Origin of the sequence: Enterobacter sp. CCUG 70166, from assembly GCF_020224095.1 — a bacterium.
In the GTDB taxonomy this organism is placed as follows: Bacteria; Pseudomonadota; Gammaproteobacteria; order Enterobacterales; family Enterobacteriaceae; genus Enterobacter; species Enterobacter intestinihominis.
Genome location: NZ_NRIQ01000037.1, coordinates 39637 through 55900, shown reverse-complemented (window position 1 = coordinate 55900; position 16264 = coordinate 39637). Strand labels below are relative to the sequence as shown.

The 16264-nt window shown below is 55.2% G+C and carries 15 protein-coding genes; 13 read left to right on the top strand and 2 right to left on the bottom strand.

What is annotated here, in order from left to right; all coding sequences use genetic code 11:
- Positions 1 to 2: 2 nt before the first annotated feature.
- Together CKK19_RS17180 and CKK19_RS17175 are read right to left on the bottom strand one after the other, a co-directional pair.
- Positions 3 to 635 carry a hypothetical protein gene (locus tag CKK19_RS17180; RefSeq protein ID WP_022647583.1) on the bottom strand — a complete coding sequence of 211 codons (633 nt, stop codon included), beginning with the start codon at positions 633 to 635 and terminating at the stop codon, positions 3 to 5.
- The gene (locus tag CKK19_RS17175; RefSeq protein ID WP_063853941.1) at positions 635 to 2197 is read right to left on the bottom strand and encodes an ExeA family protein; all 1563 of its coding nucleotides are present in this window, start codon (positions 2195 to 2197) and stop codon (positions 635 to 637) included. Before CKK19_RS17175 ends, CKK19_RS17180 begins: the two co-directional genes overlap by 1 nt.
- A 300-nt stretch (positions 2198 to 2497) precedes the next feature.
- Here CKK19_RS17175 and gspC point away from each other — a divergent pair, with 300 nt between their 5' ends.
- The 13 genes from gspC to CKK19_RS17110 all read left to right on the top strand — a co-directional run bounded on the left by gspC (position 2498) and on the right by CKK19_RS17110 (position 16236).
- A complete protein-coding gene (gspC, locus tag CKK19_RS17170; RefSeq protein ID WP_038415748.1) occupies positions 2498 to 3229 on the top strand; it encodes a type II secretion system protein GspC in 732 nt (243 codons plus the stop codon).
- A 13-nt stretch (positions 3230 to 3242) separates the two neighbouring features.
- Positions 3243 to 5165, top strand: a complete 1923-nt coding sequence (gspD, locus tag CKK19_RS17165) for a type II secretion system secretin GspD (protein ID WP_023299693.1) — start codon at positions 3243 to 3245, stop codon at positions 5163 to 5165.
- A 14-nt stretch (positions 5166 to 5179) separates the two neighbouring features.
- On the top strand, positions 5180 to 6658 hold the full coding sequence (gene gspE / locus CKK19_RS17160; protein WP_063853942.1) for a type II secretion system ATPase GspE: 1479 nt from the start codon (positions 5180 to 5182) through the stop codon (positions 6656 to 6658).
- Positions 6658 to 7866, top strand: a complete 1209-nt coding sequence (gene gspF, locus CKK19_RS17155; RefSeq protein WP_023305783.1) for a type II secretion system inner membrane protein GspF — start codon at positions 6658 to 6660, stop codon at positions 7864 to 7866. The genes gspE and gspF overlap by 1 nt, the downstream gene beginning before the upstream one ends.
- Positions 7867 to 7869: 3 nt before the next feature.
- Entirely contained in the window at positions 7870 to 8319 is a 450-nt protein-coding gene (gspG, locus tag CKK19_RS17150) for a type II secretion system major pseudopilin GspG (protein ID WP_038415752.1), read from the top strand.
- Positions 8319 to 8804: a type II secretion system minor pseudopilin GspH gene (gspH, locus tag CKK19_RS17145; protein WP_023299697.1), complete on the top strand. Its 486-nt coding sequence runs from the start codon at positions 8319 to 8321 to the stop codon at positions 8802 to 8804. Before gspG ends, gspH begins: the two co-directional genes overlap by 1 nt.
- Positions 8797 to 9177 (top strand): type II secretion system minor pseudopilin GspI, encoded by a 381-nt coding sequence (gene gspI / locus CKK19_RS17140; protein ID WP_045308510.1) that lies wholly within the window; start codon positions 8797 to 8799, stop codon positions 9175 to 9177. The genes gspH and gspI overlap by 8 nt, the downstream gene beginning before the upstream one ends.
- The gene (gene gspJ, locus CKK19_RS17135; protein ID WP_058676877.1) at positions 9174 to 9827 is read left to right on the top strand and encodes a type II secretion system minor pseudopilin GspJ; all 654 of its coding nucleotides are present in this window, start codon (positions 9174 to 9176) and stop codon (positions 9825 to 9827) included. Before gspI ends, gspJ begins: the two co-directional genes overlap by 4 nt.
- Positions 9824 to 10834 (top strand): type II secretion system minor pseudopilin GspK, encoded by a 1011-nt coding sequence (gene gspK, locus CKK19_RS17130; protein WP_063853943.1) that lies wholly within the window; start codon positions 9824 to 9826, stop codon positions 10832 to 10834. The genes gspJ and gspK overlap by 4 nt, the downstream gene beginning before the upstream one ends.
- 15 nt (positions 10835 to 10849) lie before the next feature.
- On the top strand, positions 10850 to 11983 hold the full coding sequence (gene gspL / locus CKK19_RS17125; protein ID WP_063853944.1) for a type II secretion system protein GspL: 1134 nt from the start codon (positions 10850 to 10852) through the stop codon (positions 11981 to 11983).
- Positions 11980 to 12465, top strand: a complete 486-nt coding sequence (gene gspM / locus CKK19_RS17120; protein WP_022647595.1) for a type II secretion system protein GspM — start codon at positions 11980 to 11982, stop codon at positions 12463 to 12465. Before gspL ends, gspM begins: the two co-directional genes overlap by 4 nt.
- Positions 12462 to 13259, top strand: a complete 798-nt coding sequence (locus tag CKK19_RS17115) for a prepilin peptidase (protein ID WP_063853945.1) — start codon at positions 12462 to 12464, stop codon at positions 13257 to 13259. The genes gspM and CKK19_RS17115 overlap by 4 nt, the downstream gene beginning before the upstream one ends.
- A 253-nt stretch (positions 13260 to 13512) precedes the next feature.
- Positions 13513 to 16236, top strand: a complete 2724-nt coding sequence (locus tag CKK19_RS17110; RefSeq protein ID WP_022647597.1) for a glycosyl hydrolase family 18 protein — start codon at positions 13513 to 13515, stop codon at positions 16234 to 16236.
- Positions 16237 to 16264 lie beyond the last annotated feature (28 nt).

Sequence of the window (16264 nt, the reverse complement as noted above, 5' to 3'; positions counted from 1 at the left end):
GCCTACTCCCGCCGGTCTCCTTTATCACTGAAAGGGGAACGGCTGTTTTCACTGTTTTTAACACTTGCTTGTGAATTATCCTGCGTTTCGTCAACCGGCGGTGCGGGAATTTTTCCTTGAGAATAATCCTGCTCCTGCTCTTTTAATGCCTGTTTAAATAATTCCGTTAATGATGACTCTTCACTGCTCGTGCTGGCGGGGGCGGTATCGTGCTCATGCGCCTCAGTTCCGGGTAGGGTATCCCGCGAGGGGGCTTGCGGCACCGCGCCGTCGGGCGCCTGCTGCCAGTCGGCATCATCACTGATGATCGGCAGATCCTGCATCGGTGGAACATCAACAGGCACTGGCGCAGCTTTAGGCTGCGGATGCGGGAACGGTTTACTCACGTACACGTAGTGCATCTCCGAAAGCTGGGTTTCCGGTTTGGCAACGCTGGCGTTGACCGGTTCAGGCGCCGGGTGGCGCATGTTCCAGTAGACATGCATATACAGGCCGACAACCAGCATGGCGCAAAGGCCGACCATCCATAATGCTGTTTTGCCGAATACGTTTTTCAGGCTGGGGAGGCGGTACGAAAACCAGACCGCTTCCCCGGTTGTATAGCTGCGCTGGGCCGCAAGGCAGATGGTCGACATTAGGCTTTCTTCTCCTGCATTTTTGCGTCCGGGGTAGTGCGGGTGGCCTGAATCAGTACGCTCGGCGTGCTGTTGGTTACGCGCATCAGCTGCATCAGCGTTTCTTCGCCGGGGATGCCATCCACGTGCAGATGCATTTTTTGCTGAAACTCACGGGTGCGTTTCATCATCTCAGCGGTCCAGATCCGGGCATGCGTTTCGGGCTGGTTCAGCGCCAGGCTTAACTGCTGATCGAGCCAGGCCATGTCTTTGCTGTCGCTGGCCGCGCCGATCGCGTCTTTTCCTTCCGGTGTCAGGCGGTGCAACTGGGTGAAGTTGCCGGTCGCATGCCGGTTAAACCAGCTGCGGCTCACCTGCCAGGTCCGGTTATTCATTAACAGGTCAATTGATGTATCTCCGACCCTGGCGACCACCGCATAGTTAAGGTGACCGCTGGTTTTCAGTTCACTGACCCACGGATACCCTTCCTGCGCCAGCGTCTCCGGCGACGCGTTCCCCTGTTTACACATCAGGTTCACTTTAGCGGCGTTCTGGCACAGCGCATCTTCGGCCGAGGCGTCATATCCCCACATCAGATAGAGCTGGTGCATCGCATCCGGCTGATTAACCATTTCATTGTCGATAACCGGCACCACGGGCGCCTCCGTTTTTCGCGTCGGCTGTTTCCAGCTGACGGGGACCGGCAGCTGGATGGGAAGATGCCCGCTGATGGATGAGGTTAAATACCAGCCGCAGGCGGCAAACAGCACCGATGCGAACAGCCCCACGGTTGCCAGACGCTTACCGTGTTTTTTCGCGGGCAGGATCTCTCCCGCCGCCAGGCGTAAATGACGCGGGCTGACCTGCGACGCGCGTTCCGTCCAGGCAGCGAGCATTGACAGGTGCGCCAGTTCGTTAAGTTTGCTGATGTTGCCTTTGGTCAACGTGTGCATTTTGCGCACGCGGGCCGGCGTTAACGGCGAATTTTCACAGCCGTGTTCTTCGCATTGCGCCTGCACATAGCCCAGGAATTCGCGGCAGGTCAGGGGGCGCAGGACATGACGAGTGTGTGTATATTCGCGCAGTTCAGGTTGCTTAAGCAGGATTTCCTGATCCGCAGTGCCCGTCAGCACCACGGAGAGCCGGAAGTTCAGCTCCTGGGCTCGCGTGAGCAGCGTACCCAGGACTTCACGGCAGCTCTCTTTCATGGCTTCGGCGTGTGAAATCACCAGCACTCTGGTTTCCGCTTTTCCCTCGTGCCACTGGCGCAGGATGGCATCCACCGCCTGCAGGCGATTCTTGCTCTCTTTCGTTACCGGATTGAGCTTGTACAGCAGGCTACTGGCACTCAGTTTGGGAAACGCATTGATAACAAGGACGTTACTGTGGCGGGTTTTTAGCGTATCGCTGAAGTGACCCAGAAGCGGGGCGTCGTCGCAAAAGAGCCCGATAATTCCCGCCTGCTGGGTTTTCTCTTTCAACAGGTTGAACACATCCTGATGATAAGGCACCAGAAAATCCCCGGATAAACGGGCGATCGATCTGAATGGCGGATTTTTAAAATTAAAGTGGCTCTGATACATAACGACTTACCGTCTCTGATTAGGAATAGCAACAGCATCAGAAAGTAAGGTAACGCCCCTGAACGGTCAATTTGCAAACAGGGTAAAAATATCCGGCTGGCAGCGTCTAACATTTGGATTTTATACGGTCAATATTTTTCTTTATGAAAGTTAGCGGCGAAGTCAGTGGTCGCATTTGCACCAGCTTATTACTATTTTCATCCATATTGGCGCAGTATGACGCTGCTTATTTTTGCTTTGCTATAGGCCGGATAAAAAATGAGGTTCTCATTTCTTTCACGGTGGATAACGCCTTGTATTATGTTTGTGCTGCTGATCTTTTGCGGCCAGCAAGGGTATCTCACCTTTAAAGATTATAAAAAAGTTATGAATAAGTTGGCTAATGCCGATCAACAGCCGCTAAAAAAAACGCGCGAAGAGAAATCCTTTACGCTTTTTACGGCAGCCGTGCGTCAAGAAATCTTACCGGGTGCGGTGAAAGCCCCGCTGGCAGCTGAAATCGAAGGTATTGTGAACAGCGATGACGCCTGGCTCTCCTTTGCTGTCATCAAAACGCCAGGCGGTCAGAGAAGCTACCGTGAGGGTGAACCTCTCTCTGGATTTAACGACGCATTTATTCAGGAAATAAACAAAGATAATGTGGTGGTTAATTATGAAGGTACTACGCAGGTTCTGGCATTAAATAAACCGGACTATTTTAAGGGTGGCGTGGATAGCGGCCCGGTAACGAAATCGACAAAAGATGTTGGCGCAGAGAGTGTGCATCTTGATGATTATCTGGTGTTAAAACCCATAATTGAAAAGGGCCGACTGGAAGGCTACAGGATAAACCCAAGGAATGCCTCCGCCTTTTACAGCCAGTCAGGTCTGGTAAAAGGCGATGTGGCGGTTCAGGTTAACTCTGTCGATATGACCGATGAAGCAAAAGCGAAAAGCATTATTGCCAACTGGTCAAAAATGAAAGAAGCGGAGGTCATCGTACGACGTCACGCTCACCTTGAAAATATTCGGATTAATGTTCTAAACAATTAAAAAGTGTGCAGACATGAAAAAAATTCCCTGGGCGTGCGTGGCGCTGACCGCATTGTCGTTATATTCCAGTTCGCTGCTTGCAGCTAACTTTAGCGCGAGTTTTAAAAATACTGATATTCGCGAGTTTATCGATACGGTAGGCCGCAATCTCAATAAAACCATTCTGGTCGATCCGTCCGTCCAGGGAACCGTCTCGGTCCGAACCTACAACGTGCTGACGGAAGATGAGTACTATCAATTCTTTCTGAGCGTGCTGGATCTCTACGGCCTGTCGGTGATCCCGATGGACAACGGCATGGTCAAAGTGGTGCGCTCAAGCGTAGCGCGTACCGCCGGTGCGCCGCTGGCAGACAGCAAAAATCCGGGCAAAGGTGACGAGATCATCACCCGCGTGGTGCGCATGGAAAACGTGCCTGTTCGTGAGCTGGCCCCGCTGCTGCGTCAGCTCAACGATGCCACCGGTATCGGGAATGTGGTCCACTTTGAGCCGTCCAACGTCCTGCTGTTAACCGGTAAAGCCTCGGTGGTGAACCGGCTGGTGGATCTGGTGCAGCGCGTCGATAAAGACGGCATCCAGCGTCGCGAAATCATCCCGCTGCGCTTTGCGTCCGCCAAAGAACTCTCGGAGATGTTGAATAACCTCAACAATGAAGAACAGAAAGGGCAGAACGCGCCGCAGCTGGCGACTAAAGTCGTCGCGGATGACGAAACCAACAGCCTGGTGATCAGCGGCGCGGAAGATGCGCGGGCGCGCACCCGTTCCCTTATTCATCAGCTGGATCGTGAGCAGAATAACGAGGGCAATACCCGCGTCTTCTACCTCAAGTATGCCAGCGCCACCAAAGTGGTGCCGGTTCTCACCGGGATTGGTGAGCAGCTGAAAGACAAGCCGGGTGCGGCCAAAGCGAAATCCGCGAGCGCCTCAACCGATCTGAATATTACCGCCGACGAGTCAACCAACTCCCTGGTGATCACCGCACAGCCTAACGTGATGAACTCCCTCGAGAAAGTGATCGACAAGCTGGATATTCGCCGTCCGCAGGTGCTGGTGGAAGCGATCATTGCCGAAGTGCAGGACGGTAACGGCCTGGATCTTGGCGTGCAGTGGACCAGCAAGCACGGCGGGGTGCAGTTTGGCTCCACCGGCCTGCCAATCAGCCAGATTAAAAATGGCACCATGAAAGGGGCAAGTTTCACTGGCCTTGCGACCGGCTTCTTTAACGGTGACTTCGGTGCGCTGGTGACCGCGCTTTCCACTGACGGCAAAAATGACATCCTCTCCACGCCAAGCGTGGTCACGCTGGATAACAAAGAAGCGTCGTTCAACGTCGGTCAGGATGTGCCGGTGCTTTCCGGTTCGCAAACCACCAGCGGCGACAACGTCTTTAACTCGGTTGAGCGTAAAACCGTAGGGACCAAGCTGAAGATTGTGCCGCAGATTAACGATGGCGACATGATCCATCTGAAGATTGAGCAGGAAGTGTCGAGTGTCGACAACAGCGCGACGGAAGACTCCAGCCTCGGCCCAACCTTCAACACGCGCACGATTAATAACGAAGTGATGGTCCACAGTGGTCAGACGGTGGTGCTCGGCGGTCTGATGGAAAATGTGACCAAACAGTCCGTGTCCAAAGTGCCCCTGCTCGGCGATATCCCGCTGGTCGGTCAGCTGTTCCGCTACACCTCGCAAGATACTTCCAAACGCAACCTGATGGTGTTTATTCATACCACCGTCCTGCGTGACGACGACAACTACAGCGCGGCCTCGAAAGAGAAATATGACCAGATCCGGGTGCGCCAGATGCAGCGAGTGGAGGAGAAAAAGCTCGGTATTGTTGAGCCGACTGACAACGCCGTCCTGCCCGCGTTTCCCTCTGCAAGCACTGGCGCCGCACCGGTGAAAACCAGCGCCACGCGTAATCCGTTTAAAGAATAGCGCGGAGGGGTAACGTGGACGAACTGAGTAAAACACTGTGTAGCAGCAACTACGCAAAAGATAACGGCGTTCTGTTTTACAACAATGATGTCTATATCCGGGACGACACTCCTGCGCATGCTCTGCTGGAGGTGCGCCGGGTGCTGGGCCGTGCTTTCATCCCCGTCACTGTGACGCCGGAAGCGTTTGACGAGATGCTGGCCAAAATCTGGCAGCAGAGCAGCGGCGTGTCGCAGCAACTGGTGGACGACATGGACGCGGATATCGATCTGATGGCCTTAACCGAGGAGATCCCGGATAACGAAGATCTGCTCGATAACGACGAAAACTCACCGGTGATCCGCCTGATCAACGCCATTCTCGGCGAGGCGGTGAAGGACGGCGCGTCGGATATTCATATCGAAACCTTCGAGCGCACGCTGAGCATCCGCTTCCGCGTTGACGGCGTGCTGCGCCCGGTGTTGCAACCGGCGCGTAAGCTCGCGCCGCTGCTGGTGTCGCGTATTAAGGTGATGTCGAAACTCGACATCGCCGAGAAACGTCTCCCCCAGGATGGACGTATCTCCCTGCGCATTGGCCGTAAGGCCATCGACGTGCGTGTGTCGACCATTCCGTCCCAGTACGGCGAGCGCGTGGTCATGCGCCTGCTCGATAAAAGCAATCTCAAGCCCGACATCAACAAGCTTGGGCTGATTGATGAAGAGCTGGAGAAGCTGAAAGGGCTGATTGACCGCCCGCACGGGATCATCCTCGTTACCGGCCCGACGGGTTCCGGTAAAAGTACCACGCTGTACGCCATTCTTTCGGCGCTGAACGGTCACGAGCGCAACATTCTGACCGTGGAAGACCCGATCGAATACGAGCTGGAAGGCGTGGGGCAGACGCAGGTTAACCCGCGCGTGGACATGACCTTTGCCCGCGGGCTGCGCGCGATTCTGCGTCAGGACCCGGACGTGGTGATGATCGGGGAAATTCGCGACGGTGAGACCGCCCAGATCGCGGTGCAGGCGTCGCTGACCGGTCACCTGGTGATGTCGACGCTGCATACCAACAGTGCCGCAGGGGCGATAACCCGTCTGCGGGATATGGGGCTGGAGTCGTTTTTAATCGGTTCATCGCTGCTCGGTGTCATTGCCCAGCGTCTGGTGCGTCGGCTGTGTACGCACTGCCGGACCACCAGTCCGCTGGATGCCAATGAAAAAGCGTTGTTCAGCTTTATGGACGCGCCGCCAAAAGCGATTTATCGCGCGGTGGGGTGTGAACACTGCCGTCAGAGCGGCTATCAGGGCCGCGCCGGTATTCATGAGTTTCTGGTGGTGGACAGTACCATGCGCCGCGCCATCCATGAAGATAAGGACGAAATGTCCATAGAAACGCAGCTCTTTAAGCAGGCCTACAGCCTGCGTGAAAACGGGCTGCTGAAGGTGATCGGCGGCGTGACGTCTCTGGAAGATGTCATGCGCGTCACCGCCGAGCGTGGGGGGGATGCGTAATGGCTTTCTACGCCTGGACGGCGACGAGTGCCGCGGGAAAAACCCAGCGCGGGACGTTACAGGCCGAGGGGCAAAAGCAGGTTCGCCAGTGGCTTCGCGAGCAAAAGCTGATGCCCGTGAGCATCACCGAAACCCGCGAAACGGCGACAGGCGGGAAAGCGAAAACCGGGGCGAAGCTCTCTACCCCGGTGCTGTCGATGTTTACCCGTCAGCTTTCGACGCTGGTGAACGCCGCGCTGCCGCTGGAAAGTGCGCTGAAGGCGATCTCTAAGCAGACGGAAGATAAAAAGCTGGCGGCGATGGTGGTGGAGATCCGCGAGAAGGTGGTCGAGGGGCATACGCTGTTCGACGCCTTTAGCCAGTTTCCACGCACCTTCGACAAACTCTACTGCACGCTGGTGATGGCCGGTGAGAAGACCGGCCATCTGGGCGACGTGCTGGAGAAGCTGGCGGAGTACAACGAACAGCGCCAGAAGATGAAAAGCAAGCTGACGCAGGCGATGGTCTACCCGATTACCCTCACCGTGGTCGCTATCGCGGTGATCGGCATTCTGCTGGTGGCGGTGGTGCCGCAGGTGATTGAGCAGTTTACCCACATGAAACAGCAACTGCCGATCACCACCCGGACGCTGATTGCGGTAAGTGATTTCCTGCAAGCCTGGGGTATCTATATTGTCGGCAGCCTGGCGGGGGCGTTCGTCGGCTTCAAAACCTGGGTGCGAAACGTGAAAAACCGTTTTCGCTGGCACAGCTGGCTGGTGAATGGCTCGCCGATTAAAAAGCTGGTGTGCGCCATCAACAGCGCCCGCTATATCCGTACCCTGAGCATTTTGCAGGCCAGCAGCGTGCCGCTGCTGGAGGGGATGTATATCGCGATGGACGGTATTGAAAATCTCTATGCCCGTCAGGTGCTTGAGCAGGCCGCCGATACCGTACGTCAGGGGGCGTCGCTGTATGCGGCGCTGGAACAGGCGAAATTATTCCCGCCAACCATGCTGTATATGATTGCCTCCGGTGAAGAGAGCGGGGAATTAGGTAATTTAATGGATCGCGCGGCGGAAAATCAGGAATCGGCATTACAGCATCGAATTACATTAACGCTGTCGGTATTTGAACCGGCGCTGGTGGTATCCATGGCGACGATTGTTTTATTCATCGTTCTTTCAATATTACAACCGCTTCTGCAACTTAATAATATGGTAGGTTAAATCATGGCTCTAAAACGTAAAAACCTGGCTCGCCAGGCGGGCTTCACATTGCTCGAATTAATGGTGGTGATTGTTATTCTCGGCGTTCTGGCGAGTATGGTAGTGCCAAACTTAATGGGTAATAAAGAAAAAGCGGATACGCAAAAGGCGACCAGCGATATTGTCGCGCTCGAAGGCTCGCTGGATATGTATAAGCTGGACAACCACCGCTACCCGACCACAGAGCAGGGTTTGCAGGCGCTGGTGACGAAGCCGGAAATCGCACCAATCCCGAACGGCTATCGCACGGATGGCTATATTCGCCGCCTGCCGCAGGATCCATGGGGCAGCGATTATATTCTGGTCAGCCCAGGTGAACACGGTGCGGTGGACATTTTCTCTGCGGGTCCGGACGGCGAAGCGAATACTGCCGATGACATTACCAACTGGTCTCTGGATAAGAACGAGAAGTAATGAAAAATCAACGCGGCTTTACGTTGCTGGAAATTATTCTGGCGCTGGTGATATTTGCCAGCTGCGCCATGATGGTGGTGTCCACCATTCCTTCGCGCAGCGGCGCGGATATATTTGGCCAGCAATTAAAAGCGCTCGTTGATTATGGTTCAGACCGTGCGGTGATGGACGGAAATATTGTCGGGCTGGTGATCGCCACTGATAAATATCAGCTGGTGACGATCGCGGATAAAAATGGCGAGCGTCACTGGGTGCCATTATCTGCCGGACGTATTACCACCAAAGGTGATTTTCCGGAAGAGATGCACGTGTCGCTCTCGCCGCAGCGCCTGGCCGCGACGGTGGCGTCCGAGCCACAGGTGATCTTTTTACCGGACGGTGAAATCAGCCGCTTTACGCTGACGCTGCAAAGTTACGACAAACAGCACCATTTCCGCGTGGTGTCGCAGGGTGCGGCGCCGGTATCGGTAGAAAACGATGGCTAACGACAACACAAAGCAAAAGGGGATGACGCTGCTGGAGGTGATGGTCGCGCTGGTGATTTTCTCCACCGCCGCGCTGGCGCTAATGAACTCGGTCTCCCTGAACGTGCGTTTTACCCATGGCTTGGCCGATACCTTGCAGGCCAGTTGGGTGGCGGAAAATCAGCTGGCGGAAGCGCAACTCACCAAAACCGACTTCCCGGATGCTGAGCAGCAGGGGACGGAAATCATGGGCGGGCGCAGCTGGAACTGGCGTAAGCAGCGGGTGAAAACCGCCGACAACGGCTGGGCGAACTCCATTCGCGTCTATGCGGAAGGCGATGAGAGCCAGCCGGTTGTTTCCCTGCACATCATTCCGCCGGGAGAGAGCAAGTGAAGAAAACGCGACGCCAGCGCGGATTTACCCTGCTGGAGATCATGATTGCGCTGACTATTTTCGCGGTAATCAGCACCCTGGCCTGGCAAATTCTGGACGGCGCGATGCGTACCAGCTCGGCCACCGATGCCAGCGCCGCTAAGCTCAACCAGCTTCAGCGCGGCTGGAGTCTGATGGAGCGCGATTTTTTCCAGCTACAGGCGCGAGCGCCGCGTAATGAGCCAGATCTGTTCCGTCAGGAGGGCGATGCCCTTGAACTGACCACCCTGAATGGCGTGAGCGGAACGGTCCAGCTGGAGCGCGTACGCTGGCGGCTGGAAGAGGGGCGTTTGTACCGCGACGTCTGGCCGGTCATTGACGGCCCGGTGGACGTTAAGCCTGACGAAGTGCCGATTGTCAGCGGCGTAAAAGCATTGCAGTGGCGGTTTTATCGTCAGGGCTGGCAGACAGCCTGGCACGACGCCGCCCATCTGCCGGACGGCGTGGAGGTTACGTTGACGATGGAAAACGGGGATACCTGGCGCTGGGTGTTCACCACGCCGGGGGATATGCCGGAGGTGGCCGCTGCCGCTGCCCCAGAGAAAGCCGCCGACGCGCCTGCGACGACTCCGGACGCAACCCCTGCGCCTTCGCCGGAGACCAGACCATGAACCGAATCCGTCAACAAAAGGGCGTCGCCCTGCTGGTGGTGCTGATTTTGCTGGTGATGATGTCGGCGCTGGCCGCCAAAATCAGCCAGCAGTTCTGCCGTAATTTGCAGAAAACGCATTATCAGATAAGCCAGCAGCAGCTGCGCTGGGCGATGCAGGCCCAGGAAAAAGTGGTGAAGGACAGGTTACAGACCGATGCCAGCGGCGAGAGCAAGCCGCTGGCGCTGGACGGCGACTGGCATCAGCCGCTGGAGACGCAGGGAGAAGACTACACGGTCGTGAGCCAGGTGGAAGACGCTCAGGACTGCTTTAACGTCAATAACCTGTTGACCGCCGACGTCGCGCCCCAGGGGCAAAGCGCTCCCGCGGTGGCGGAAAAACCGCGTAAAGAGCGGATTGTTGAACAACTCCTGACGGAAAACGGGCTCAGTCCGGGCACGGCGGAGGCGGTCTATTTCCAGCTGGTGGATTATCTCGATGGTGACAGCACCACGGCGAAAGAGGGTACCGAAAGCGATGCGTGGGCTGGCATCGTGCCCGCCCGGCAACCGGCAAACCAGATGATGCGCAGCATCGCGGAGATCAAACTGCTGCCAGCGTTCCCGGTTACGGCATATCCGAAGGTGAGCAAGCTGTTATGCGCGCTGCCGGACGCCGCCAGCAAGGTGGACGTTAACACCCTGCAACCGGAACAGGCCGTGGTGCTGGCGGCCATGTTTCCGGGAAAATTCACGCAGGATGACGCGGTTCGTCTGCTGGATACACGTCCGGAATCGGGCTGGGAAAATATGGACGCGTTCAGCAAAGCGCTGGAGCAGACCTTCCCGCAGTTAAAAGACGATCTCCCGCAGGTGGCAGATCAATTTTCTATAAACAGCCGGTACTTCCGCGTGAATTACAGCGGCAATACCGATGAATTAACGCTTCGCGTGGTCAGCCAGCTTCAGATGAATAACGAAGCCGGTGAGATCGTGACGTGGCAGCGTCGTTACCGAATGATTGAATAAGAAAAGTAGAACGTTATGAAACAGGTACTTTTTGTTCGCCCCGACAGCCGCGAGGGCGGGAAAATAATGTGCTGTGAGTCCGGCAGCGAGCGCGTCGAGGTGCTCGACAGCCTGGAGATGCTGGCCGAACACCCGCTGGCTACACGCGTTTGTCTCCTGCTGCCCGCCAGCGACATGATTTTCCGCCATTTCACGCTGCCGAAAAAGGTGGCTTCTCAGGCGATGGCCTTCTCGTGGATGGCGGAAGAGACGCTGATTGGCGACGTGGACAACCTCCACTGGACAGTGCTCTACAAAAAAGGCGCTGACGTCGACGCCGTTGCCATTGACGCCGACCGCCTGCGTGCGGCATTGACCCGCTGTCACGAGGCCGGATTAAACGTGATTCAGGCCCTGCCTGATGCCTGGCTGCTGCCCGTGGCGGCAGGGGGCAGCACGCTGGTCGCACAGGATAAAGGCTACTGGCTGCGTTTATCTCCCCACGTGGCGGGTGAAATGGAGGGAACCCTGCTGCCGCTGTTGATGCAGAAAGCCGGAGACGGGGAAGTGTGTTGCTACGGCGACGCGCCTGCGGACGTTCACGTTGACGTACAGCATGCCTGGCAGCACCCGCTGGTGCTGATCCAGCCGCAGTGGAAAACCTGTCGTGTGAATCTGCTTCACGGTGAATTCAGCCTTAAGGCCGGTCATGTCCAGGCCGCGAAAAGCATGAAAGCAGCGATGATAGCGGCGGGCCTGCTGTCCGTTGGTCTGCTGCTGGGGCCGCGCATTGCGATGGCCTGGATGCTGGTGCAGCAGGAAAATCGGGTTCAGCAGGAGATCGTTCAGGTTTATCAGCACCATTTCCCCAGCATGCGCCAGCAGACCAATATCAAATATCACTTTGGCCAAAGCCTGAAAAAACAGAGCAAGGGGTTCTTTCTTCAGCTTGAGGAGCTGGAGAAAGCCCGGCAGTCAGTCCCTGCGATGGAAATCGATCTGCTGGAATACGATGCGCAGCAAAACACCCTGACGCTGAGCGTTAGCGCGCAAAGCCAGCCCGCGTTGCAGGCGTTTGTGAACCAGACCAGTGAGAATTTTGATTTTACCTTACAACCTGTTTCAACAACCGAACCGTATACCGCCATGATCGCAGGGAAACATAAATGAAAGAGCGAATCGCGCAGCTGAAATCACGCTATCAGAATTACAGCGCTCGGGAAAAAATCATTTTAAAAATATGTGCCGTTGCCATTGTGGGGGCTGCGGTGTATTACACAGGAGTAATTCCCCTGGATAATATGATTCAAAATAGTAAATCGACGCTTAAAAGACAAAAAGAGACGCTTAACTGGATGCGCAGTGAAATTGATAAAAATCATCTTCAGGTCCAGTTAGTTAAAACGAATAATCCGCGTACGGTGGTCGAGAACAGCGCTCATGAAATTAATCTTTCACTGACGGATGTGCGCCAGGAGGGGCAAACTTTATCGTTCGTGGTGAATCGGGTAAATGTATATGAATTAAAAAGCTGGCTGCGTGAAATTAATCAGACCTCCGGCGTGACATTGCAAAAAATAAACCTCACGCCGGTTGACCACCTCAGCGATGTGAAAGCACAGGTGCAGCTTACCTGGTCAAAAAGCGCATGAATACCTTCACGCTGATGCGGGAGGCCTGTCCGCTCGGTTTCCCGATGATGAGTGCTATCCTGGGCGGGATTATGGGCAGTTTTCTCGGCGTTGTTGCCGAGCGCGTACCGGGAATGGTGATGGATGAGGAGGGGAGCGGCAATCTGCTCTTTCCTGCCTCGCACTGCCCGGTGTGTCAGCACACGCTTGCTGCATGGGAAAATATCCCGCTGCTCAGTTGGCTGTTATTACGGGGGCGCTGCCACCAGTGCGGCAGCGCGATCCCGCTGCGACTCTTTATGGTGGAACTGTTGTCCGCGCTGTTTTTTGGCATCACGGCCTGGTGCATGCCGGACGTTCAGGCGCTGTTCTCTTTGTGGTTACTGGCGGCTTTTTTGCTGCCGCTGGCCATGATCGACTGGCAGCATCAGTTGTTGCCGGACTGCCTGACCCAGCCGCTGCTGTGGGCGGGGTTAGTGCTCCATGCTATTGACCACACATTGCCGCTACGCGATGCGCTGTTTGGCGCGGTGGCGGGCTATCTGTCGCTCTGGCTGCTCTACTGGGCTTTTCGTCTGATCGCCGGACGAGAAGGGCTGGGTTACGGGGATTTTAAGCTACTGGCGGCGCTGGGCGCCTGGTGCGGCTGGCAGGCATTACCCTCCATTGAACTGGCAGCAGCGTTAAGCGGTATTGTCGGTTATTTCGCCGTCAATAATTTAAATAAAAATAACCTCACTATTTCTTTTGGTCCTTACCTCGCCTTTTCTGGAATCGTGGTGTTTATTAGTCAGCAGTTTGCTTTCACATTTTAAATATACTGGTCAAGGTTTTTTATAAATCTTTTTGATGCTGGGAGAGAAGGACGACTCTTTACGCTCGGTGTATCGTAGGAGATATAAGCTACACGGGATTTGGCTTGTATCTTTTTATGGAGGAATACAGCGCAGCAACAATTTTTTGTTCACGGCACTCACGTTGGTTAAATACGCATTACGCGAAACGCATCCATGATCTCACGGAAGGCATGGGTTATTACGTTATAAATAAATTTATCAGGAAATAAAAATGAAATTTATGAAACCAAAATATCTGGCGCTCTTTATTGCGGCGGCCACCAGCTCCGCATTTGCAGCTGCGCCGGGTACGCCTTCTATTACATCGGGCAATGATAAATTTGCGCTGGTAGAAGTGGATCAGGCGGCACAGGATTACAACAACCTCATCAAAGTGCATAAAGAGGGTGTTGATGTAAAAGTGGAATGGAACGTCTGGAGCGGTGACGCCCCAACGTCTGCAAAAGTGCTGCTGGACGGCAAGACCGTCTGGACCGGCGCGGGCAGCGCGGCGGGTTCTGCGACCTTCAAAGTCAAAAAAGGGGGCCGCTATCAGGAACAGGTCGAACTGTGTAACGACAGCGGCTGTACCAAAAGCGCAAGCAAACTGATTATCGTGGCGGATACCGACGGAAGCCATTTGCTGCCGCTGAATACGCCGCTGCTGGAAAATAACAAAGCTTTCGCTCAGCATACCGATAAAGTCGTCGGTGCCTATTTCCCTGAGTGGGGCGTTTACGATCGAAACTTCTCTGCGGATAAGATCCCGGTCGCGAACATTAACCACCTGCTGTACGGCTTTATTCCAATTTGCGGCGGTGACGGTATTAACGACAGCGCCAAATCTTCAGGTGCACTGGAATCCCTGAAACGCGCCTGTGCTGGCCGTCAGGACTACACCGTGGCCATTCACGATCCATGGGCTGCGTTGCAGAAACCGCAGAAAGGCGTAAGCAACTGGGACGATCCCTACAAAGGTAACTATGGGCAGCTGATGGCGATGAAAAAAGCCCATCCTGACCTGAAAATTCTGCCATCCATTGGTGGCTGGACCCTGTCCGATCCGTTCTATCAGATGGATAACAAAGTACTGCGTGACCGTTTCGTGGCGTCGGTAAAAGACTTCCTGACCACCTGGAAAGTGTTTGACGGCGTGGATATTGACTGGGAATTCCCGGGCGGCGGCGGTGAAAACGCCAAACTCGGCAATCCTCAGACCGATAAAGCCACCTACACCGCGCTGATGCACGACCTGCGTCAGATGCTGAATGAACTGTCTGCGGAAACCGGTCGTACCTACGAGCTGACTACTGCAATCGGTGCCGGTAAAGATAAGATCGAAGACGTGGACTATAACACCACGCAGCAGTACCTCGACCATATCTTCCTGATGAGCTACGACTTCTACGGTGCCTGGAGCAATACCGATCTGGGCCACCAGACCGCCCTGTACGGTGCTTCCTGGAAACCAGACACTAACTACACCACCGATAATGCGGTGAAAGCGATGCTGGAGCAGGGCGTTAAGCCAGGCAAGATCGTGGTAGGCGCAGGTATGTATGGCCGCGGCTGGACCGGCGTTCATGGTTATACCGGCGATAATCCATTTACCGGCACCGCAACCGGACCAATTAAAGGGACATGGGAAAACGGTATCGTTGACTATCGTCAAATCGTCAACCAGATGCTGGGCAAACCGGGCTGGGAATACAAATATGACGAAGCGGCTGAAGCGCCGTACGTGTTCAACAAGTCCACCGGTGAGCTGGTGACGTACGATAACGCCCGTTCCGTTATGGCGAAAGGCAAATACGTACTGAACAAAAACCTGGGCGGACTGTTCGCATGGTCTATCGAGTCTGATAACGGCGATATCCTGAACGCCATGAACGAAAGCCTGCTGGGCGGAAGTTCCATCCCGGATCTGCCTGTTGAGACTAACCATGCGCCAGTGGCTTCAGCTGCCGATCAAAATGTCACCGGTCCTGCAACCGTGACCCTGGATGGCTCTGCTTCCAGCGACCAGGACGACGATGCGCTGACCTATAAATGGACGCAGGTTTCAGGCCCTTCTGTGACCATCGCCAATAGCACCAAAGCAAAAGCCAGCTTTAGCGTTCCGGCTGTGACAAGCGACCAGAACCTGGTCTTCCGTTTGACCGTAACCGACGCTAAAGGGCTGAGCAATGCTGTTGACGTCCAGGTTGTGAATAAAGCGCCTAAAGCCAACCAGGCGCCGGTAATCAATGCTATGGAAGCCGTTACCGTTCAGTCCGGTGAAGCAATTTCTCTGCACGCACAGGCATCCGATCCTGATGGTGACGCGCTGACCTACAGCTGGAGCGTACCGGCTGATATGAACGCGACCGGCACTGATTCGGCCAACGTTCGCATCACTGCGCCAGAAGTGCACAATACTTCTTCCTACACCCTGAGCGTTATTGTGACGGACGGTAAAACCAGCGTGCAGTCTGACGTGCAGGTGACGGTGGAGCCTAAGCCAGCTGACGAGGTAACGCCTCCTGCCGATGACGTCACACCACCGGCTGACGACGTAACCCCTCCTGCCGATGACGTCACACCACCGGCTGACGACGTAACCCCGCCAGCTGACGATACCACCGGCAGCTGCGACGCACCTGTCGATGCCAACGCCAGCAAATACGCTGCGTGGGACGCGAGCAAAATCTATAACAACGGCGATACCGTAAGCTTCGACCACCTCGTGTGGAAAGCGAAATACTGGACTCAGGGCAATCAGCCTGGCTTCGGTATGGACGCGTGGGAGCTGGTAAGCAACGTGAAGATGAACTGGCGTTCTGACCTGGTCTACAACGGCGGCGACACCACCACCTATGAAGGTAACGTTTACCGTGCGAAATGGTGGACCCGTGGTGATAACCCAGCAAATAGCGACGTATGGGTAAAAGAAGGCGCATCAACAGATTGCAAATAATCTAACCCATTAATTACTCCCCCCTTCT